Source organism: Candidatus Aquiluna sp. IMCC13023 (assembly GCF_000257665.1).
Taxonomy (GTDB): domain Bacteria; phylum Actinomycetota; class Actinomycetes; order Actinomycetales; family Microbacteriaceae; genus Aquiluna.
The window spans coordinates 79777-99638 of record NZ_AJKR01000003.1; the positions used below are offsets into that span (position 1 = coordinate 79777).

A 19862-nucleotide genomic window follows, 5' to 3' on the forward strand; every position below is an offset into this window, starting at 1 on the left:
GAATGGCGCACTAGGGAATTTGTCTCCCCCGCTATGGCTTGCACCCCTGCGGAGGAAAAAAATGGCAGAAACTATGCGCGGCATGCGACTGGGTGGGCAATCCCTTGAGTCGGATGTTGGAGTCCAGCTATCGGCAAGGCAGTCGGTGGGTTTTTTGTGCCCGAAAAGCCACAGATTTGATTTAGTTTTCGCCGAAGGCGTGGAGCTGCCGATTACATGGCAGTGCCAGTCTTGCGAATCTTCCGCCGCAAGACTTCTCGATGGAGCCGCGGTCATTGATGATTCCGAAGCGGATGCTGCTCCTCGAACCCACTACGACATGGTCAAAGAGCGCCGGTCTGAGCAAGAACTTGAGCAGTTACTTGAGGAAATGCTGGTCAGTATGCGCAAGCGAAGGTCCCAGGGGCAGGTCAACGCCTAAAACCCCACTTAGTGCAAAGCCAAAATGCTTCGAAAACGATTCCGTAGGTCATTTTGCTCTTGCCTTTTATGCGCTCCACGAAAATAATCGGAACCTCTATTATCTCGACTCCAAAATGTTGGCAAAGTAGTGTCATCTCTACTTGAAAGCCATACCCCTGAGCCTGAACTTTACTGAGCGGAAATGACTTGAGCACTGCGGTCGGATAGCATCGAAAGCCGGCTGTCATGTCCTTCACTGGGCTACCAAGCATTTTTCTCGCGTAGAAATTGCCCGCCTTTGAAATTACCTGTCGGAACCAGGGCCAATTTTCAACCCGTCCCCCGGGTGTCCAGCGAGACCCGATTACCAAGCGGTTCGAATGGGCTTGGCTCGTTAGCTTTTCAAGGTCAATTGGGCGATGACTTCCATCGGCGTCCATCTGAACTACAAAGTCAAAGCCCTGCTCGATGCCCCACTTGAATCCTGCAATATAGGCCCTCCCCAGGCCTTGTTTTTGAGTCCGGTGTAGAACTGAAACTTGCGGGTGCTTGAGAGATAGCTCATCTGCCAGTCCCCCGGTGCCGTCCGGACTGTTGTCATCAATTACTAATATCTCCAGATCGAGCCCTTGAGCTAAAACTTGCTCGATGCTTGACTCCAAGACGCCTAATTCGTTGTAGGTAGGCATCAGGACAAGAGTTCTCATCGCCTTTTTCTTCTAATACCGAAAGCAAAAAGGATGCCGATTGCCGCGATCATGTTTGCAAATTCGAATGTTTGGCCAAGAAGCATCGCTGGAGTTGTGCCGCTATAGAGCGGCACCTTCTCGACCATCGCACCTTCTTGATACCAAGTCAGTTCGCTTAGGACTTTTCCGGTTGGCAGGTAAATTGCAGAGAGCCCAACCGTAGAAATGTTAACTACTGCCCTACCTGTTTCGATTGCCCTGAGCTGAGCTATTCCGGCCTGCTGGTAGGTCTCATCGGAGTAGCCAAAGTCTGCATTATTGGTTTGCGAGAGTATTACCTCGGCGCCGCCAGACACTAGTTCACGAAGGATGGAATCCTCTGCAATTTCGAAGCAAATCAGCGTGCCGGCAGTAAAGTCATCCGAAACTTCGAAGATCCCGTCCCTTGTTCCAAAACTGAAGCCTTCGGGGACCATATCGATGAGCGTCGGGGCGAACAGTCTCCAGAATTCTCTATCCGGGACAAACTCTGCAAAAGGGACTGGCTGCTGCTTGTCGTAGAAATCAACAGCCCCAACTCCGGGCTCCCAAAGCAAAGTCGAATTGAAGTTTTCGCCGCCTCGCGTCGTTATTGTTCCAAAAGTGAAGGGGGCGCCAACTCTTGTGGCGAGCTCATCAATTTTTTTAGCCGCCTCTTTGTCTCGAAGTGGATCTAAGTCGGAGGCGTTTTCTGGCCAAACCAATAAGTCGACCTGTCCTGATAGCTCGGATTGAAAAATTAGCTCAGAAGCACTTAGGTGATTTTCGAGGATTGAGCCTCGCTCCAGGTTCGAGAACAAGCCAGCGTTGGCGTTACCCTGAACCGCAGCGATTGTCTTAGTTGTAATTGGCTCAGGGTTGTTTGCAACTCCTGTTATCAGGGGCGTGATCACCAGAACTGAGAGGGTAATCAGAGCCGATGTCTTTCTGATTGCGTTTCTTCCTCGTCGGTGAAGAAGCCAAACTGCCATAATTCCACCGATTAGTGCCAGTGCGAAACTGAGCAGCGACAGACCGCCAAAATAAACCCACTGATTCATGAAGCTTGAAGGCTGGGTCATGGAAAGCCTCGACCAGGGAAACCCCCCGTAGGGAAAATTGTTGGCAAGAAATTCTCGGAAGGTCCAAATCGAAGCGCTTGCCACAGCAAAGAACAAGAGCCCAGACTTCTTGGGCTTCCACTTTTTATATAACCAGGCGGTCGCTCCAACACTTAACGCAAAAAAGAAGGTCATTAGAGTACTCAGTGCAATCAGAGGCACCGGTCCCAGATAGAGTGCTATCCACTCGATGTGGGAAATGTAAAAGACTTGACTTGCCACGAATCCAACGAGCACTGCTTTCCAGAAACCAAGCCCCAGGGTCGCGAGCAATATCAGTGCCGGAATCAATGGCGCAATAATCCAAATGTTCTCGGTGGGAAAGGCGTAAAGAGCGAGCAGCCCTCCCAGAGCACCAAGCGGGATCCGCCATACCAATTCAGGAATCTTCACACCCATAGCTTAAGTACTAGATGTAGTAGCTGTAGGCAACAATGCCTCTTTTGACCAAATCCATGGCGTTATATGCGGTCTCCGCTAGCTCGGCATCTGCACCCTGAGCAAGCTGGTCCAAAAGGTCAATGATCTGCTTCGACCACCTTATAAAGTCTCCTGCAAGTAGCCCCGACACCTTCAGCACATCATCGAGTCGAGCTCCGGTAGCCCACCGGTAAATTGGCCAGGACAGGCCAAGGTCTAACTCAGTTTCGGGCGCCAGGCTGTACTTGGTTTGGAGCTCCACTAACTCTTCTTGAATCAGCTCGGTCCGTTCAAGGACCTCGCGGAACTGACCCTTTGGTAACTTTGGCTCGTAGTCACCGTCATCACGGCGGTTCTCATAGACAAGTGCGGCCGCCATCGCCGCGAGCGATGCGGCATCAAGGTCTTTCCAGGTCCCCTGGTTTACGCACTGCGCAATTAACAAGTCTCGTTCCCCGTAAATCTTTGCCAATTTTTGACCTGACTCGGTTATCTCCAAGTCGTCATCCTCCGGCTGAAGATAGCCAAGGTCCTGCAGAAGGTCGCAGATTCGAGAAAACACCTTTGAGACTTGGTTTGTTCTTGATTCAATTTGATTAACGGCAGTGTTTATTTCAGAGCGGAGCTTTTGATAGCGCTCACCCCAACGTGCGTGGGCTTCGCGTTCATTGCAGCCGTGGCAGGCGTGAGCCCTAAGGGTTCGTTTTAGCTCGGCAATGTGAGATTCATGTTGCCGCATGGACTTAGTCTCACGAATGTCCTTGCCTCCCCTAGAGCGCCAGGAGGCACCTTTCCGCTCTAGGTCTGTAATTTCACGCCGAATGCCTGAGTATTCGATGAAGTTGCCCAAGTGGCATTGGAGTGCATCCTCGTAGCTTTCAAGCGATGCCTGCTTTTCAGCAATGACCTGGGCAAGGCCGACGACTGATCTGTCTGCCTGGAACTGGGCAAAAGATCGCTCCAGCATTTTGCTTGCCCTTTGGGCCCCAAAGGCTGAAATTAAGTTGACCGCCATGTTGTAAGTCGGACGGAAGGAGCTATTTAGGGGGTAAGTTCGCTTCGAAGCCAGGCCCGCAACCATATTGGGGTCAAGTTGCTGACCCCACAAAATCACCGCGTGACCTTCGGTGTCAATTCCACGTCGACCGGCCCTCCCGGTCAGTTGGGTGTACTCCCCCGCAGTTATAGAGACCCTAGCTTCGCCATTAAATTTATCAAGTCGCTCAAGAACTACAGTCCTTGCAGGCATGTTGATACCCAGGGCCAGAGTCTCTGTTGCGAAAACGACGCGCACTAGTTTTCTTAGAAACAGCTCTTCTACTACCTCTTTGAATGCGGGTAGCATTCCAGCGTGGTGAGCCGCGTAACCGCGCTCCAGGGAACTCAGCCAATCAAAATAGCCCAAGGTGTCTAGGTCTTCGTCAGCAATCGAGCCGCATCTCGCTTCCGCAATTTTTCTAATTTCCTTGGCTTCTTCGCTGGTGGTTAATCGCACTCCAGCTCTCCGGCAGGCGCTTACAGATGCCTCGCAACCAACCCGGGAGAATATGAAGAAGATCGCAGGAAGAAGCTCTGCTCGATCAAGAAGATCCACGACATCGGATTTTTCAAGCCTTGGAAAGCGCCGATCGGGCTGACCACGATAATTTGATCGAGAGTTGTTCTTTGGCCCTCGATGCGGAGCACGCTGACGAGCCTGATGCTTTTGAAGTAGCTCTGGGTTCACACGAGTTTTATTACTGCCGCTTTCGAATAGCTCAAGTAGCTCATCGCCAAACATCACGTGTTGATGCAGCGGTACCGGGCGAATTTCCGAGACGATGATTTCCGTATTGCCCCGAACTTCGGCTAGCCAGGCTCCAAACTCTTCTGCGTTTGAGACGGTGGCGCTCAGCGAGACCACCTTGACGTCCTTGGGAAGGTGAAGAATCACTTCCTCCCAGACCGCTCCCCTGAACCTGTCGGCTAGGTAGTGCACCTCGTCCATGACCACATAGCCCAATTCCATGAGAGTGGTGCTGGTGGCGTAAATCATGTTTCTTAGAACTTCGGTGGTCATAACAACAATCTCAGCTTCTGAGTTGCTGTTGCTGTCACCGGTTAGAAGCCCGACTCGATCTTTACCGTAACGGGCTGCTAGCTCAGCGAATTTCTGATTGCTTAGAGCCTTAATCGGGGTTGTGTAGAAAACCTTCTGTCCCTTGGCAAGCGCCAAGTGGATGGCAAACTCACCGACGATTGTCTTACCTGCACCCGTCGGAGCAGCAACCAGCACGCCTGCGCCAGACTCTAGTGCCAAGCAGGCCTGCTCCTGAAAGTCGTCTAAAGGAAAGCGCAGTTCATGGGAAAACAGCTCGAATTCTGGAAATTTTGATTTTGATTTGGCTCGCCGATAGCGATCGGCGAGGCTAAGTTCATTCGACTTCGATGTCGTCATCTACAAACTTCGCTAGTTTTCTTGCTCTTCGCTTGTCGTTTGTGACAGCAATTCCAACCGCAGTAAAGAACAGCGCGGTGAGTGGTGCCATAAGCAAAAACATTGACATTGGCTCGGCGGTTGGAGTGGCCAGCGCCGATACGGTCGCGATTATCAGCAGGGCGATTCTCCAAGACTTTAGGATGCCCCTGCCAGTAACCAGACCAGCGAAGTTCATCAGTACCAGAACAACCGGCATCACGAAGGCTAGGCCAAAGATTAGAAGGATTCTGATTGCGAACAATACGTACTCGGCCGCGTTTATGACGTTTGAGCTTCCCTCCGGCGTAAACCCAATCAGGACTACCACAAAGCCAGGAAGCGATGTCCATGCTAGATAAGTGCCGAGCAGAAAAAGCGGCAGGGCCGAAAACACAAAGCCGACTGCGTAACGCCGCTCCCTGATTTTTAGACCCGGAGACACAAAGGCCCAAAGGTTCCAAAGCCATACTGGGGCGGTCATGAGAACGCCTAAGAAAATTGATATTTGAATGCGAAGGTCAAAAGCCGAAACTACTGTTCCAAAGTTAACGATCGCATCGATGCCGCGCTCACGAGTGACATCTAAAAGTGGGCCTTGTAAGACCTTGAACACCGGATCGAATAGAAACCAACCCACCACTGTTCCGGCGATTACGAAACCAGCCGACCATGAGAGACGAACTCTAAATTCCCTCAGGTGAGATGAAAGGCTCATTCGGCGCTCTTTGTTTTTGCGCCAGAGCATTAGTCCTTCTTCTTGTCGCCTTCGCTAGGCGCTTCAGCCGCTACTTCATCAGCCTTAGCTTCGGCAGCGTCGCCGTTTTTGCCTATTTCTTTTCGGAAAATCCTCATAGATTGCGCTGCGCTCTTCGCCAAAGCCGGAAGCTTCGGTGCTCCCCATAGCAGAAGTACGATTGCAAGGATGATGATCCATTCCCAGCCTTGAAGTCTCATGCCTACCTCTTATCTATCTCTATGTCGTTAATTCTTTGAATCAGTCTACGCCTTCTGGCCTTGACTCGTTGATCCTTGGCCTGCCCGATCTTGCGTCTTTGACCCAAGAGCGACAATAGCTCAGCTCCGGTATTTGCCTCAGTCTTACTGGGTATTGTCATTTCGAAGCTATTGAGATCCTCAATCAAGGCTTTGGACTTTGTTAGCTGAGTGTTGAGCCTTTTTGCCGAAAGTAATAATCGATATCCAATTAGCCCAAGCGCGTAGACAGAAGCCATTGCAACAAGCAGGAACACTAGGCCGAATCCACTCATTAGTCTTGGTCCTCCGTGGTCATTGACCCGTTTCTGGCGTGTAAAGCGAACTGCCTAACTGCCTCGATGGCACTTTCTGGTGATAGCACTCTAACTTGACCCGCGTAACGCGCGATGTGCCTTCCAAGCACCTTGAGGCTTCCAACTTGTATTTTTCCGGTCACATTACCCTCAGTATCTCGTTGGATATCCGTTGCTGGGAAATTCCAGAAAATCTCACTGGCCTCATGGCTAGCAAAAATTTCGACCGTTGTCTCGTTTTCAATTTGACCGAAGACCTCCAGGGGTATTTCCGCCGACTCGGCCGCCTGAGAAAAGGGCTTGTCGGTGTTCTCAATCTTTGTTATTCGATCCAACCGAAATGATCTGACTGCTTGGTTGGAATGACACCAGCCTCGCAGGTAATGTCTTCTCCCAACATAATCGACCCGAAGTGGGTCGATCTCTCGTTCGGATTTTTCTCCAAGCTGATTCACGTAGGAAGCAACCAGCTGAGTCTTATCCAGAAGCGCTTGCTGAATGGTTTGCAAGGTTTCTTGACGAGCCGGTGATGCCAGGATGGTTATCGGAGCGGACCCGGAACCAATCTGATTACGAATCTGAGAAAGAGCTACATTGCCGGCAAATTGCGGCAGGGCAGCCAAGAAATCAAGGCCGGCTGCCAGCGCCGTCGTCTGCCGCTTAGACAGCAGGGGTGGACGTCTGAGGGCCGCCATGCCTGCCGAAAAGTCAACCTCTCCTTTTGCAAGACGCTCATCGTCCACATAAAAGTGGGTTTCGAACCGCCCGATGTCCTCGCTGTTAGCAATTGTCTTGACAGCTCGAACAATTGTTTTCTCGCTGTAGCCAAAGTGCAAGGCAAGTTCCGTTGTGGCCATTGGGCCGTCCCTGAGCACTAAGCCCACGATCGAAAGCGACAGATTGAAAAGGTCTTCAGCGTCAATTTCTTGCTTAGGCATGGGCGTCCAATACTTGTTGCCAGCCTGAATCTATTCGTTGTCTAAGAGTTTCCGGCGATAACACTTGAACTTCCGACCCGAATTCCATCAAGTCTTCGGCAAATAAGGCCTCATCCATGAAATTTACTTCAACAGTCCCGTTTTCACTTGCTCCAAAATGCCACCAAGCCTCGCTGTCTTGCTCGACTTTTAGAACGGCGATGTTATTTGTGACGAATGTAACCAGTGCGGCTTCGGCTTCATCAATCTGGGCTGTCGAGACCGGCTCCCCTGGGAACTCAGAAGGTGTGACCTGAGAAACGATTCTTCTTAGTAGAAAGTTCTTTATTTCCCTAGCCTGCTTGGCAAGCAACACCCACTGGCCCTCGATAAACCTAAGCTTCAGAGGCGTCACCTCCCGGACCGAAGAAGTTCCATCGGTTTTGCGGTAGCTGAATCTAACGAGCTTGGCCTCTTCGATGGCATCGGCGAGCGGTGCGAAGCTTTGTTGCTGCGCTAGTAACCGAGGGGTGAAGGCGGATAGCTGCCTTGAGGACTCCACAACACCCAGTGAACGCAGCCTTATAAGGCCAGACTGCGCCGATTTTGAGAGCAATTGGTTGTTCCAGGCCTTCGCAGCCAATTCAAGAAGCGTCATGTGCTCGTTGTTTATTTCAAAGTCCGCGGGCCAATCAAAGCTACCTTTTGCAATTCGGTATCTAGCACTGTCAGTTTCCTCAAAGCTACTGGAGTCAATCACTTCCAGCTGAACTCCCATTTCCCGCAGATCGCTTTTATCGCGATCAAACATCTTCTCTTTCGCCAAATCCGAACCCTGCTCGGCGTAGGAGACAACTGACCGAAAAATGTCATTCTTGCTGAGCCCAATTACCGGGGCTGCCATCAGACAGCAGGTTAGAGTAAAAAGCCTCTCAGCTGGGCTTTGCTTACTCGCGCCTGCGGACATAAAGCTACTTTCCTAGGACGTCAATCACGAAAATCAGGGTTGAGCCGGCAGGAATACTGCCCTGCTCGTTGTCCCCATAGCCAAGCTCCGGGGGAATCACAGCAATAACTCGAGAACCAACGGTCACTTGATCAAGTGCCATTACGAAACCTTCTATGAGACCGTCAACGGTAATTGGGAATGTAGCCGGAGCTTGTCTTTCCCACGAGCTGTCGAACTGTTCTCCATTCCAGGTCCAACCTGTGTAGTGAAGCACGACGTTGTCGCCTATTTGGATCGGTTCTCCGCCACCCTCAATTAGCACTGCGCTCATGAACTCACTCGGAGCGTCAGTAGAGGGAATCTGGATACCAGGCTGTCCGTCTGGCGCTGAAACTACCGTGGGCAGTCCTGCTTTTGCAGGTTGCGCGTCTCCATTGGCCCTCGGAAGGTAAGCATCAAGAATGTCAAAAACAAAAATGACTGAGTCAGAAGCACCAATTCCAAGGCTTTGAACGCCAACGTTGCCGTGGGCGCTCTCGGCATCCAACAGCACCGCGACGCGGGATCCTACGTTCACGCCGGTAAGGGCACTACAAAAATCTGGCACAAGGCCCGGGTAAAGATCCTGCGGAGCATAATTCTGGCTGGTGAAGTCGCTGGCCTGCAGGCTGTCTCCGGTGGTTGCGTTGTAACCAGCGAAGTGTAGGAGCACTTGTTGGCCACCAAGAACCTCGCCGCCATCCCCCTCGACGATGATTGCGGTCTCAATCCCAGTGCCTGTCAGAGGAACAGGAAACGTAACCTCTGGCTGAGCACCGAGGTCTCCTAGGACAGTTATCTGTTCGGCTGCGTCGCCGGTTTGAAAGCTCTCGCATTGAGTATCTAACCCAACGCTTAGCTCCGCGTAGGTAAGAGGTCCGGTCGGCTCACTGGCACAGCCAGTAAGAATTAGTAGGGGGATGGAAATCGCAGCTATTTTTCGCAAGTTAGTTCTCATTTCTGGGTATACCTAAGTCTGCCTTGGTTTCAAGTTGTTCGTGACCTTGCGCACTGTTTTTCTAAGCTTTTTCTCACTGAGTGGTCGCTGGCCCATGGCCTGAGGTAGCCAGATGTCCATGTCCTCATCGGTATGCTCTGTCTTGTTGCCTCTTCTAGCTTTAAAGCTTGGAAGAACTGTGTCAGGAGCAAGGCGCCTAGCCGATAGCAAGAAGCCCGTGTGTGAAATCATTCTGTGCTCCGGCCTGACTGCCAAGCCATCTAGGTGCCAAGGTCTGACCATTGACTCCCAAGCCAGTGGAGCAGTAAAGCCGCTGTGGGTTCTAATCTCTTCAAAAGTCCGGCTCAACTGAGTCACCGTGGCCACGTAGATGATAACTAGGCCACCAGGCTTCATTGCGGTTGCAACTTCTTCAATGCACTCCCAAGGGGCAAGCATGTCAAGGACGACCCGATCGGCGCTCGCGGCTTCGCAGTGCTCGGGGAGCATTTCTTGCAGATCGCCAATGACGACCTCCCAATTCTTGGGCTCAGCTCCTAAGAAGTTCTCAACGTTGCCCTTGGCAATTTCTGCAAACTCGGCTCGGCGCTCAAAAGAGGTTAGTTTGCCGTGTTCTCCAATTGCTCTAATCAGATAGCTAGAAAGTGCGCCGGATCCAACTCCAGCTTCAATGACATTGGCACCCGGGAAAATGTCTCCTTCAACCAAGATTTGCGCGGCATCCTTTGGGTACACAATCGCAGCTCCACGCGGCATGGATAGCACGTAGTCACTAAGCAAGGGCTTGAGTGCCAAATATTGATCGCCGTTGTGGTTTTCAATCACCGATCCCGAAGGTTTGCCGATTATGTCATCGTGCTTGATCTCACCCTTATGAGAACCAAACCTCGTTCCGGCAGACAGCCGAATCGTGTTCATGATGCCCTTTGGGCCAGTGAGCTGGACCCTGTCTCCTGCTTCAAAGATTTCGTTCATTTGTCCTCGTTGTTTATTCTCAAAGCCGCTAGGTTCTCGATGGTCACTTCGGTCAACGAGGAGATGATTCTCCTGTTGGGTCCCGTTGCCAGATTGATGATGTTGGTGACACCTATGGCGTGGCAGCCTGCCGCCTCGGCGGACGCTAAGCCCGTTGGAGAATCCTCAAAGGCAAGGCAGTCCTCCGGTGCGACCCCGAGTAGCTCAGCTGCTCTGAGGTATGGCTCCGGGTGGGGTTTTCCATTTGTGACATCGTCGCCCGCCACAACTACATCAAAGGCTTGAAAATCGATCTGATCGGCAACCGTGAGTGCCATGGTGCGCATAGACATGGTTACCAAAGCGGTTTTGATACCCGCCTTTTTTAGCTCAACAAGTAGTTCAAGCGCACCTGGCCTCCAAGGTAATTTTGTCCTTAGTTGCTCAATGACTTCATCGGTCAGTCGATCAATGACTTCCCGCGTTGTCATGTCTTCGATACCAAACTGATTTCTCAAGATGTCTGATGCGTGAAATAAATCGTTACCGATTAGCTGGAGTGCATCTTTTTCGCTCCAAGTGCTGCCGTACTGCTCAGCAAGGCGCGTCTCGGACAGCATCCAGTAGGGCTCGGAGTCAATTAGGGTGCCATCCATGTCCCACAAGACAGCCTTTGGAAAGTTATTACTGAACATTTGTCCCAGTCTAGTTCCAGCTTCAATTAGAGTTTGTGGGTATAAAAGGAGTTCACTTGCTGACTGGTCGCATTCTTATTGTCGCCTTCGAGGGCTGGAACGACGCTACCGAAGCTGCGACTGGAGCGCTGAAGGCTTTATCCGAGCAGATTTCGGGACAAATTTTAGAAGCAGTGGACCCTGAAGATTATTACGATTTTCAGTTTTCCAGGCCTATCGCCGAGTACGACGATGACGGTCAACGTTTTCTCAGCTGGCCCACGACCGAGCTTTTGCAGGCAAGTTCGGAAAAAGCAAAAGCTCAGCCTAGGCTCCAAGAAATTTTCTTGCTGCTTGGAACTGAGCCTTCGCGGCGCTGGATTACATTTGCCGCAGAAGTAATGGAAATGGTTCAAGACCGCGAGATCGACCACGTGATAATGCTCGGAGCGATGCTGGCCGATGTTCCTCACTCAAGACCGGTCCCGTTTTTCAAGAGCTCTCAAAACAAGGCATTTCAGGAGTTGCACAACCTAGAGTCTTCTAGCTACGAGGGGCCGGTTGGCATTCTCGCAGTCCTTGCTCAGGCGTTTGAAGCCGATAACATCCCGGTGATGTCGCTCTGGGCCTCGGTCCCCCACTACGTTCATAACACCTCAAACCCAAAGGCTGCTCTCGGTTTTCTAAATCAGCTAGAGGCTCTCACTGGTATCCAGTTCGAGGGCGCATCACTCGTGGAGGAGGCCGCCGAGTGGGAGCGGTCAATTGACGAAGTCTCCGAGAGCGATGAAGAACTCGCAGCGTATATCGAGCAGCTTGAAACCAGCAGGGACGCTCTTGACAGTGAGCAGGCTTCGGGTGATTCGCTGGCAAGAGAATTAGAGAAATACCTGAAGTCCAGACCTGAATCGCCAGAGGCCGGTAAAGCCTAGATCGCTCCTAAGCCAAGAGCGATTAGCAGGGCAGACCCCACGCCTACCCGCCAGATGACAAATGGCATGTAAGAACCCTTAATTAGGTAGCGAAGTAGCCAGGCTATTACTGCGTAGCCGACCACGAAACTCACGATTGTTGCGGCAATTGTTGCTGCCAGTAGGTCCTCTGGCAGGTCCTGATAGCTTCCCAAAAACTGATAAGCCCCTGCACCCAGCACCGCCGGTATTGCAAGTAAAAAGCTGTACCGTGCCGAAGCTTCTCTAGTAAAGCCAAGCATCAGACCGACAGTTATCGACCCGCCCGATCTTGAAACCCCTGGAATCAGAGCCAAAGCTTGGCCAAAACCAAAGGCAAGTCCACTTCTAAGGTTCAACTCCCCCAGTTGCTTGGTTTTGAAACCAATTCGGTCGGCAAAGCCCAACAGCAGTCCAAACACAATCAACATCACTCCGATAATCCAAAGCTGACGCAGCTCTGTCTCAATCGCATCCTGAAAAATAAGCCCAAGAGTGACAATCGGAACAGTGCCAATGATCACTAGCCAGCCAAGGCGTGAGTTTGGCTCCTGCTTGGACCAGGGCCGAAGCCCATTTTTGAACCAAGAGCGAAGAATTTCGATTATTGACTTGGCGAAATAGCTGACCACCGCAAGCTCGGTTCCGATTTGTATGGTGGCAATAAATGCGGTCAGCTGCGGCTTTGTCAGATCACCGAGGCCGAATATCTCTTGGGCAATTTGCACATGCGCGCTTGATGAAATTGGGAGAAACTCGGTTAGTCCTTGGATAAAACCGAGAATTATGGCTTCTAGCGGGTTCATTCTTCTTCGGCTAGTTCAATCGGCAGAAACTCATCGAAACTTGCCGACAGCGCCTCTTCGTAGCCAAGGAAAGCATCTTCGACTTGCATGTAAGCCTGCTCAATTCCCGGGTCTTCGCCCTCGCGCTGCGTGAGGATGGCATCAAGATGTCTCTCCAGGGCTCCTATGAGCTTCTGGAGTGCGACCTGCGGCTCTTGATGCATAGTAATAAGCTACCGCTTTGTGTCGGTCACGACAAATACCTGACTGTTCGTGGATTCCGTGTTCGTGGTAAGTTTGGTCCTTGCTCAAGCAATTGAGCATTCACCCGTCCGGGTGGCGAAATGGTAGACGCGCTAGCTTGAGGGGCTAGTCCTCTTACGAGGGTGAGGGTTCAAGTCCCTTCCCGGACACTGGTACTAAAAAATCAACTTAGAATTGGGCATGTGATAGGTAGCTTGGACCCGGCGGTTGATTACGCAATAGCCCAAACTCGACAATTGCTTGTTGGTCTCAATGTCTTAGCAATGACCGGTGCCGGAGTTTCGACGGATAGCGGAATTCCTGATTACCGAGGGCAAGGCCGAGTCGTCAAGCATCCTTTGACTTTTGACCAGTTTTTGGCTTCGGAGGAGAATCAAGCTCGCTATTGGGCCCGAAGCTACGTGGGCTGGAACCGGATTGCAGGTGCTGAGCCCAACCATGCTCACTTGGCGCTAGCCAAGGCGGAGCAGACCGGGCAAATTCAACAGCTAATCACTCAGAATGTCGATGGACTCCATCAAAAGGCTGGATCGAAAAACGTAATAGAGCTCCATGGTCGCCTGGATCGAGTTGTTTGCCTCGACTGCACTGATTCAATATCTAGACAGGACATGGATGGCTTGATCCAAGACGCCAATCCGTTGATGAACAGAAGTGCCGACATCGAATTCACTCCGGACGGTGACGCTGAAATAGATGTTCCGGAGGACTTTAGAGTTCCAACCTGTCAAAACTGCAACGGACGCTACAAGCCAGACGTGGTGTTCTTCGGAGAACAAATTCCGCAACTAAGAGTCGCTGAAGCCAAAACGGCCGTTGAACGTGCTGAGGCGGTTCTGGTAGCGGGCAGCTCCCTAACGGTGAATTCCGGACTCAGGCTCGTGAAGCAAGCAAAAGAACTTGGACAAAAGATTGTGATCATCAACCTAGGTGAAACCAAAGCGGACAACATCGCGGACGTGAAACTAAATGCATCGGCAGCCGATGTCTTGAGGGCATTGTTTTTATGAGTGGAACAGTATTAGGCCTTTTTCGACACGGCCAAACCGATTGGAACGTCGACCTAAGGCTTCAGGGCACCGCGGAGATACCCCTCAATGGTCACGGTGTGCAGCAGGTAAGGAGCGCCACTAGAAACCTAGATCTTTCTAGCTGGGACCTTGTGCTTACCTCCCCGCTTGGACGCGCCAAGGAAACGGCGGACATCATCCTGGCGGAAATGACTGGGACTGAACTCCTGGTTGAGCCGATGCTAATCGAGCGCTCCTTCGGTATCGGCGAGGGCATGCTCTATTCCGAATGGCACGAAAAATACGGTCAATTAGAGGAAATTCCCGGGGCGGAATCAAATAATTCGATAATTCTGAGATCTAGGCAGCTCCTTGATTTGATGCTCGAAAAATACTCGGGAGCCAAGATTTTGGCAATCTCTCATGGAGCGCTGATTCGCTACCTACTGAATGAAGTGAGCGAAGGATCTGTTCCACCAGCAGGTGAAAGGCTACAAAACGCTTCGCTCCACATGTTGCGGCACAATTCCAGGTGGGAACTGGATGCGTGGGCGCCGGAGCCGTTAGGCGATTTTACGCAAGCTAGCTAATAATTCCTTGGTGCTGCGCCTCCAGGAGAACTTAGCGGATTGCTCAATCGCTTTTCTTGAATGACTGGACCAGGTCTTTTCTTTCGAGAGTTTCATTACCGCAGCAACGAACTCCTCCGACTTGGAGTTATTGAAAAACACCCCTGCGTTTCCTGCCACCTCTTGAAAAATAGCTATGTCACTCACTATCACCGGTAGCCCCTGCGACATTGCCTCCACAAGTGGTATGCCGAAACCTTCATCCTTTGAGGCACTCACTAAGCCGAATGCCCTGCCCAACCAACCCAAATACTCAGTTTCTGTTACGCCGTTTTCAAACTGAACCTTTGCACCGACTGAATCGGCGAGTTTGTTTAGTCTCAAGCGTTTTTTGTCGCTTAGCCTGGAAAGTAGCACCAATGTTTTGTCGGGCAGTAGCGCCATCGACTCAATCAAAAACTCGACATTTTTATAGCGGTTGTAACTTCCCATGTAGACCAAGTATTCGGAGTCGTGTCTGGGTCTTAGTGGCTTTGCTATTTCAAGTTCAGATGCATTGTGGACGACTGCCAAAGTCCTTTTGGTTAGTTTTGCCTCTAACATTTCCCGTCGCGATGTCTCTGACACCGTCAGAACTAGGTCGGCACGGTTAAGAAGGAGCCGCTGCGGAAAGTACGACAGGTGAAATAGTAGCCACCCGAGCCTCACGGGCGCTGAGAACGCCTTTGGGGGCGTGCGGTGACGGTAGTAGATGAGGTCATGGAGTGTCAGAACAAGCTTGAAGTTCCGTCCCAGCGAAGAAGTTGTTTGCATCGGGCTAACAAGCAATCCAATGTTTTCTTGATTTAGCCTTCTGGCAAGCGTTAGCTCACGAAGTGATGTTGGATCATTCACTTTGAAAACTGAAACACTTTCGGGCAGCAGATCTCTTTGGGCTTCCAAATTTATTAGTACAGTCACGGGCATCAGCCTGCTCAGTTCGCCGACCAGGCCAAGGCTAAAGCTTGTTATTCCATCGGGTCTGGTCGGGTTGATAAATCTGCCATCGAACCATAAATCTTTCATTCGGTTCCCAAAAACTTGGTGATTGCGATCGCGATCTCTACAGGTTTTTCATAGTGGGACAAGTGCCCAACTTTTTCTAGTACCACGAGCTCAGAGTCCGGCAACACTTCGTTCAGGCGCCTTTGCTCCGAGATTGGCGCAACAGCATCACTCGAGCCGGCTATCAACAATATTGGACCGGTAAGTGAATCTGCATAGTCAAAAACTGACCCCGAGTTAGCCGCTTGGAAGCCCTCTATGGCAACTCTGGTGGACTTGTATGACGAAAAATATCGACTGTGCTGTTCATGTATAAAGCTTCTAGTCCAGCGATTTTTAGTTTTAGTAAGGCCAATGGACATTGATCTGGTTACCAAGCCGGAGGACATTAGCCAAGAGCCCAAGATTCTATTCTTGCCAATCCGGTAGTAAATTTCCGCGAGCTTGTTTCCGATCGATTTGGATGTGCTACCCCGAGTGGTAATTGGGTTTATCAGGCACACCTTGCCGGCAGGAAGCCCATTCGCAATCGCATTCGCAACGACCAGAGTTCCGAAGCTGTGACCGACCACCAGATCGAATGGGCCCGTTGAGGTATAGAAATCAATAAGCCAGTCTGAGTATGACGAAAGGTTGTGCTGTGCAAGCGCGGCACTCTTGCCAAAGCCTGGAAGATCTGGGCTAACTACCGTTAGATTCGCGAGTGCACCAGCGACTGCCTGTAAGCCGTGATGGTCTCCCCTAAATCCATGTACAAAAAGTACCCTTTGCCCATGTCCTGAAAGGGTCCAAACTGCAGTATCTGAAACATCCGCCCTAGTTGAGCGGGCTTCAGCCGACGCAAAAAGTTCGGCGGGTGGATTGGTCAACACTGTCACCCATGCAGTCTAGGTTGGTTGGAAGCCGGCTATCGTTTTAGACAGGAGATAATTTGTTGGATTTTGATTTTGAACCCGAGGCGCCGGGCTGGTCCAAGCGGATTGCCGCTTTCGACCTTGAGACCACAGGGCTTGATCTAAAAACAGCCCGCATAGTTACAGCATGCGTTGTTGTGCTTGGTCCGACTGGAGAAGTAGAGAATCTTCGCGAGTGGCTCGTGAACCCGGGCATTGAGATACCACAAGCCGCCTCTGATGTTCACGGTGTGACCACCGAGGACGCCGTTCGAGATGGAATGGACCCGCTGTCAGCAATTGCTGAAATCAGCCAGGAACTAAAAAAGCTAAATGCCACGATGCCCCTGGTCGCATTCAATGCCCCGTACGACTTTACGATTTTGGCTAATGAAGCCATTAGATATCAGTTGGAGCCTTTGGAGCCGCAATCTGTAATCGATCCGCTCGTGCTTGACCGCAAAGTGGATAAGTTCCGCAAAGGAAAGCGCAATCTAGTTGTCATGTCAGAGCATTATGGGGTTGAGCTAACCGATGCCCATAATTCAACTGCCGACGCGGTAGCGGCGGGGAAAATCGCTCAGCAAATTGCCAAGCGCTTTGCAGAGCTCGATATCCCAATCGAGAGCCTCCACGATGCTCAAGCTAAATGGAGTGACGAGCAGTCAGAAAGTTTTGCAAAGTTCATGAGACAGCAAAACCGCCCGGATTTCCAGGCGGAATTGGGTTGGCCAATAAGGCTTTAGCTGAAGTTCTTGTAGCGATCGTTGAATCGCTCTACGCGGCCGGCAGCATCCATGATGCGCTGTTTTCCAGTGTAGAACGGGTGGCTCTCCGAGCTGATTTCAACGTCGTGAACCGGGTAGGTCTTGCCGTCTTCCCACTCGATTGTCTTGTCGCTGGTGATGGTTGCACGAGTCAGGAATGAAACTCCAGATGCTAGGTCGCGGAATACGATCGGCTCGTAGCTTGGGTGGATTTCTGCCTGCATGATGTCCTTCTAATAAATTCTGAGCTGCATTTAGCAACAGCCCAAGAGTTTAGCAAGTATTTGCCATCTCGTCTACGACGAAACTGCCGAAAACCTTTGATTTTGATAGTTCAGGGTCAATGGATGGTTGAAAGCCTCGGAAATACTGGCTGAAGTAAGTGTCATGCCAATCTCGCCACGGGCCATTACCTTGCCATCTTGCATAAGCAGCGCGTGGGTAAAGCCCGGTGGAATTTCTTCAAGGTGATGAGTCACCATCACCATTGCAGGGGCCTCTTTTGCTTGGGCATAACCGGAAAGCAGCTGCAAGGTCAACTCTCTGGCTGCAAGGTCTAGGCTGGCGACCGGTTCGTCTAGAAGAAGTAACTCTGGATCGGTCATTACGGAGCGAGCAATCTGAACCCGCTTGCGCTCACCGTCGCTCAGGGTGCCAAAAGCTCTGTCCTCGAAGCTTGAAAGCTTCCACTCCCCCAAAACTCGTCTGGCTCTTCTTTCGTCGATCGAGTCGTATTCTTCGTTCCACCTACCGGTGATGCCATAGCTGGCTGTCATAACGGCATTCAGAACCGTTTCAGAGTTCGGAATTTGGGCCGCCAGAGCACTAGATGCGAACCCAATTCTTGTCCTGAGTTCAAAGACGTTTACTTCTCCTAGGCGCTGGCCCAAAAGTGTTGCGGATCCGCTAGAGGGCTGTATCTGAGCCGCCGCTAATTTTAGAAGGGTCGTCTTGCCGGCTCCGTTGGCCCCGAGCACCACCCAACGCTCAGTCGGGCCTACAGAAAACGTGAGCGAATCAATGATGGACTTACCACCGCGTACCACGCTGACATTTTGAAGATTAATTACCTCGGACACGCCCAATAGCCTAGCTGCCAATGCCCCGCCGCCCTCTCGTCGTTGTAGCGAGTCGCGCTGGATTTGGGAAGCAGTCTCAAATGAAGACACTTGTTTGTGATAAGAAGTCCGGAATCGGTGAACAGACTCTAACCAGCTAGCATTTGCTAATAAAGATTCAAAAGCTTGGAATAAAGCTTGCCAGGGAGAGAGAAAATGAGTTTTCTAGTTGTGTTTGACGTTGACTCAACGCTTATCGATCAAGAAGCCATCGAGCTTCTAGCAACGCACTCCGGCACTCGAGAGCAAGTGGCCCTGATCACTGAGCGGGCGATGAAGGGCGAAATAGATTTCAGCGCCTCATTGATCGAGCGAGTTGCTCTGTTGGCCGGCCTAGACCAAAGCGTTCTAACAAAAGTCGCAGACGAGCTTTCGCCAACTAAAGGCGCTGAGGAGCTTATTGAGGCAATTCATTCAGTTGGAGGCTACGCTGCAGCGGTCTCGGGTGGCTTCATTCAGCTACTAGAACCACTAAAAAAGACCCTGAACCTTGACTTTGCCAAGGCAAACACTCTGGAGGTTGTAGATGGCAAACTCTCGGGCAAAGTAATCGGTGAACTCGTCGATTCCAGCGTGAAAGCAGAAACATTATTGGCGCTTGCAAAAAAACTAGAAATTGATATCACTCAAACCATCGCCATTGGCGACGGAGCGAACGATCTTAAGATGATGAAAGAGGCGGGATTATCAATAGCCTTTTGTGCTCAGCCCATCGTTAGGGAAAGCGCTGACATCGTGATCAATACGCGAGATTTGTCGCAAGTCATCGCGCTGTTACCAAACTAGCTTTTATTAGGCTCCGGTTGAGTGGAGTCCACCGTCGACGTGAACCATCTCTCCGGTTGTGGCAGGGAACCAGTCGCTTAGAAGAGCCACTAATCCCTTAGCCGCGGCCTCGGTGTCGGTAAGGTCCCAACCAAGCGGCGCACGGTCCGCCCACACTTCTTCCATCGTTGCAAATCCAGGGATTCCCTTGGCTGCAGTAGTTCTAAGAGGCCCTGCGGAAATTAGATTCACTCTGATTCCCTTTGGCCCTAGATATTTTGCTAAATAGCGGGACGTGGACTCAAAGGCAGCCTTAGCCACTCCCATCCAGTCATAGACCGGCCAAGACACAGTGGCGTCGAAGGTGAGGCCCACAACGGAGCTCGGGTTATTTAGCACAGGCAAGCATGCGGTGGTAATGGACTTTAGTGAGTATGCAGACACTTCGACTGCTGTAGATACGTCTGCCCACTCTGTCTCTAGAAAATTTCCGCCCAGGGCGGTTTGGGGTGCAAACGCGATGGCATGAACTATGCCGTCAATCATCCCGATCTCAGCCTTGATCTTCTCGGCTAGGCCTTCTAGGTGCTCCTTGTTTGTGGCATCTAATTCAATTACCTTAACCGGCTTTGGAAGACGCTCTGCAATTTTCGTTGTAATTGGAAGCATTCTGCCGAATGAGCTCAATATCACCTCTGCACCCTGCTCTTGGGCCAAGCGGGCTGCCGAATAGGCAATCGACGCTTCGGTCAATACGCCAGTGATCAGTATTTTCTTGCCCTCTAATATTCCCAAAATTGCTCCTTTGA

Annotated in this window: 24 protein-coding genes and 1 tRNA gene; 7 read left to right on the top strand and 18 right to left on the bottom strand. The window is 51.2% G+C overall.

Features of this window, described 5'->3' with window-relative positions; all coding sequences use genetic code 11:
• The first annotated feature begins 61 nt into the window (after nucleotides 1-61).
• A complete protein-coding gene (locus IMCC13023_RS04120) occupies nucleotides 62-421 on the top strand; it encodes an RNA polymerase-binding protein RbpA (protein ID WP_007541575.1) in 360 nt (119 codons plus the stop codon).
• Here the strand turns inward: IMCC13023_RS04120 and IMCC13023_RS04125 are convergent.
• The 11 genes from IMCC13023_RS04125 to IMCC13023_RS04175 form a co-directional block, all read right to left on the bottom strand.
• The gene (locus tag IMCC13023_RS04125) at nucleotides 411-1109 is read right to left on the bottom strand and encodes a polyprenol monophosphomannose synthase (RefSeq protein ID WP_007541576.1); all 699 of its coding nucleotides are present in this window, start codon (nucleotides 1107-1109) and stop codon (nucleotides 411-413) included. The genes IMCC13023_RS04120 and IMCC13023_RS04125 overlap by 11 nt on opposite strands.
• Nucleotides 1106-2623 (bottom strand): apolipoprotein N-acyltransferase, encoded by a 1518-nt coding sequence (lnt, locus tag IMCC13023_RS04130; protein WP_050816741.1) that lies wholly within the window; start codon nucleotides 2621-2623, stop codon nucleotides 1106-1108. The genes IMCC13023_RS04125 and lnt overlap by 4 nt, the downstream gene beginning before the upstream one ends.
• A 16-nt stretch (nucleotides 2624-2639) precedes the next feature.
• The gene (locus IMCC13023_RS04135) at nucleotides 2640-5087 is read right to left on the bottom strand and encodes a DEAD/DEAH box helicase (protein WP_007541578.1); all 2448 of its coding nucleotides are present in this window, start codon (nucleotides 5085-5087) and stop codon (nucleotides 2640-2642) included.
• Nucleotides 5065-5823, bottom strand: a complete 759-nt coding sequence (gene tatC, locus IMCC13023_RS04140) for a twin-arginine translocase subunit TatC (protein WP_249859712.1) — start codon at nucleotides 5821-5823, stop codon at nucleotides 5065-5067. The genes IMCC13023_RS04135 and tatC overlap by 23 nt, the downstream gene beginning before the upstream one ends.
• Before the next feature lie 29 nt (nucleotides 5824-5852).
• Complete coding sequence (locus IMCC13023_RS04145) at nucleotides 5853-6062, bottom strand: twin-arginine translocase TatA/TatE family subunit (protein ID WP_007541580.1); 210 nt, start codon at nucleotides 6060-6062, stop codon at nucleotides 5853-5855.
• A gap of 2 nt (nucleotides 6063-6064) precedes the next feature.
• Nucleotides 6065-6376 (bottom strand): hypothetical protein, encoded by a 312-nt coding sequence (locus IMCC13023_RS04150; RefSeq protein ID WP_007541581.1) that lies wholly within the window; start codon nucleotides 6374-6376, stop codon nucleotides 6065-6067.
• The gene (locus tag IMCC13023_RS07045) at nucleotides 6376-7335 is read right to left on the bottom strand and encodes a helix-turn-helix transcriptional regulator (RefSeq protein ID WP_007541582.1); all 960 of its coding nucleotides are present in this window, start codon (nucleotides 7333-7335) and stop codon (nucleotides 6376-6378) included. Before IMCC13023_RS07045 ends, IMCC13023_RS04150 begins: the two co-directional genes overlap by 1 nt.
• Nucleotides 7328-8218: a helix-turn-helix transcriptional regulator gene (locus IMCC13023_RS04160; RefSeq protein ID WP_007541584.1), complete on the bottom strand. Its 891-nt coding sequence runs from the start codon at nucleotides 8216-8218 to the stop codon at nucleotides 7328-7330. The genes IMCC13023_RS07045 and IMCC13023_RS04160 overlap by 8 nt, the downstream gene beginning before the upstream one ends.
• A gap of 67 nt (nucleotides 8219-8285) precedes the next feature.
• Nucleotides 8286-9260 (bottom strand): FKBP-type peptidyl-prolyl cis-trans isomerase, encoded by a 975-nt coding sequence (locus IMCC13023_RS07050; protein ID WP_007541586.1) that lies wholly within the window; start codon nucleotides 9258-9260, stop codon nucleotides 8286-8288.
• 12 nt (nucleotides 9261-9272) lie between these two features.
• Nucleotides 9273-10235, bottom strand: a complete 963-nt coding sequence (locus tag IMCC13023_RS04170) for a tRNA (adenine-N1)-methyltransferase (protein WP_007541588.1) — start codon at nucleotides 10233-10235, stop codon at nucleotides 9273-9275.
• The gene (locus IMCC13023_RS04175) at nucleotides 10232-10909 is read right to left on the bottom strand and encodes an HAD family hydrolase (protein ID WP_007541590.1); all 678 of its coding nucleotides are present in this window, start codon (nucleotides 10907-10909) and stop codon (nucleotides 10232-10234) included. The genes IMCC13023_RS04170 and IMCC13023_RS04175 overlap by 4 nt, the downstream gene beginning before the upstream one ends.
• Before the next feature lie 56 nt (nucleotides 10910-10965).
• Between IMCC13023_RS04175 and IMCC13023_RS04180 the strand changes: the two genes are divergently transcribed.
• Complete coding sequence (locus IMCC13023_RS04180) at nucleotides 10966-11820, top strand: proteasome assembly chaperone family protein (RefSeq protein WP_249859714.1); 855 nt, start codon at nucleotides 10966-10968, stop codon at nucleotides 11818-11820.
• Here the strand turns inward: IMCC13023_RS04180 and uppP are convergent.
• Both uppP and IMCC13023_RS04190 read right to left on the bottom strand, forming a co-directional pair.
• Nucleotides 11817-12644: an undecaprenyl-diphosphatase UppP gene (gene uppP / locus IMCC13023_RS04185; RefSeq protein WP_007541595.1), complete on the bottom strand. Its 828-nt coding sequence runs from the start codon at nucleotides 12642-12644 to the stop codon at nucleotides 11817-11819. The two genes, IMCC13023_RS04180 and uppP, sit on opposite strands and share 4 nt — an antisense overlap.
• Nucleotides 12641-12847: a hypothetical protein gene (locus IMCC13023_RS04190; RefSeq protein ID WP_007541598.1), complete on the bottom strand. Its 207-nt coding sequence runs from the start codon at nucleotides 12845-12847 to the stop codon at nucleotides 12641-12643. Before IMCC13023_RS04190 ends, uppP begins: the two co-directional genes overlap by 4 nt.
• Nucleotides 12848-12953: 106 nt before the next feature.
• Between IMCC13023_RS04190 and IMCC13023_RS04195 the strand changes: the two genes are divergently transcribed.
• The 3 genes from IMCC13023_RS04195 to IMCC13023_RS04205 all read left to right on the top strand — a co-directional run bounded on the left by IMCC13023_RS04195 (nucleotide 12954) and on the right by IMCC13023_RS04205 (nucleotide 14487).
• Nucleotides 12954-13036, top strand: a tRNA-Leu gene (locus tag IMCC13023_RS04195).
• Nucleotides 13037-13069: 33 nt separating this feature from the next.
• Nucleotides 13070-13897: an NAD-dependent protein deacetylase gene (locus tag IMCC13023_RS04200; protein ID WP_249859716.1), complete on the top strand. Its 828-nt coding sequence runs from the start codon at nucleotides 13070-13072 to the stop codon at nucleotides 13895-13897.
• Nucleotides 13894-14487: a histidine phosphatase family protein gene (locus IMCC13023_RS04205; RefSeq protein WP_007541602.1), complete on the top strand. Its 594-nt coding sequence runs from the start codon at nucleotides 13894-13896 to the stop codon at nucleotides 14485-14487. The genes IMCC13023_RS04200 and IMCC13023_RS04205 overlap by 4 nt, the downstream gene beginning before the upstream one ends.
• On the opposite strand, the gene IMCC13023_RS04210 is transcribed toward IMCC13023_RS04205, so the two are convergent.
• Nucleotides 14461-15531 carry a glycosyltransferase family 4 protein gene (locus IMCC13023_RS04210; protein ID WP_007541603.1) on the bottom strand — a complete coding sequence of 357 codons (1071 nt, stop codon included), beginning with the start codon at nucleotides 15529-15531 and terminating at the stop codon, nucleotides 14461-14463. The genes IMCC13023_RS04205 and IMCC13023_RS04210 overlap by 27 nt on opposite strands.
• Nucleotides 15528-16382 (bottom strand): alpha/beta fold hydrolase, encoded by an 855-nt coding sequence (locus tag IMCC13023_RS04215; protein WP_050816742.1) that lies wholly within the window; start codon nucleotides 16380-16382, stop codon nucleotides 15528-15530. Before IMCC13023_RS04215 ends, IMCC13023_RS04210 begins: the two co-directional genes overlap by 4 nt.
• A 59-nt stretch (nucleotides 16383-16441) precedes the next feature.
• Between IMCC13023_RS04215 and IMCC13023_RS04220 the strand changes: the two genes are divergently transcribed.
• Entirely contained in the window at nucleotides 16442-17149 is a 708-nt protein-coding gene (locus IMCC13023_RS04220) for a 3'-5' exonuclease (protein WP_007541607.1), read from the top strand.
• Here IMCC13023_RS04220 and IMCC13023_RS04225 read toward each other — a convergent pair.
• Both IMCC13023_RS04225 and IMCC13023_RS04230 read right to left on the bottom strand, forming a co-directional pair.
• Nucleotides 17146-17394, bottom strand: coding sequence for a type B 50S ribosomal protein L31 (locus tag IMCC13023_RS04225; RefSeq protein ID WP_007541610.1), 249 nt, complete (start codon nucleotides 17392-17394; stop codon nucleotides 17146-17148). The genes IMCC13023_RS04220 and IMCC13023_RS04225 overlap by 4 nt on opposite strands.
• A 72-nt stretch (nucleotides 17395-17466) precedes the next feature.
• Nucleotides 17467-18249 (bottom strand): ABC transporter ATP-binding protein, encoded by a 783-nt coding sequence (locus IMCC13023_RS04230; RefSeq protein WP_040325157.1) that lies wholly within the window; start codon nucleotides 18247-18249, stop codon nucleotides 17467-17469.
• A 195-nt stretch (nucleotides 18250-18444) separates the two neighbouring features.
• On the opposite strand from IMCC13023_RS04230, the gene serB reads away from it, so the two are divergent.
• Nucleotides 18445-19074 (top strand): phosphoserine phosphatase SerB, encoded by a 630-nt coding sequence (gene serB, locus IMCC13023_RS04235; protein ID WP_007541614.1) that lies wholly within the window; start codon nucleotides 18445-18447, stop codon nucleotides 19072-19074.
• Nucleotides 19075-19080: 6 nt separating this feature from the next.
• Here serB and fabI read toward each other — a convergent pair whose 3' ends face one another.
• Entirely contained in the window at nucleotides 19081-19848 is a 768-nt protein-coding gene (gene fabI, locus IMCC13023_RS04240) for an enoyl-ACP reductase FabI (protein ID WP_007541616.1), read from the bottom strand.
• Nucleotides 19849-19862 lie beyond the last annotated feature (14 nt).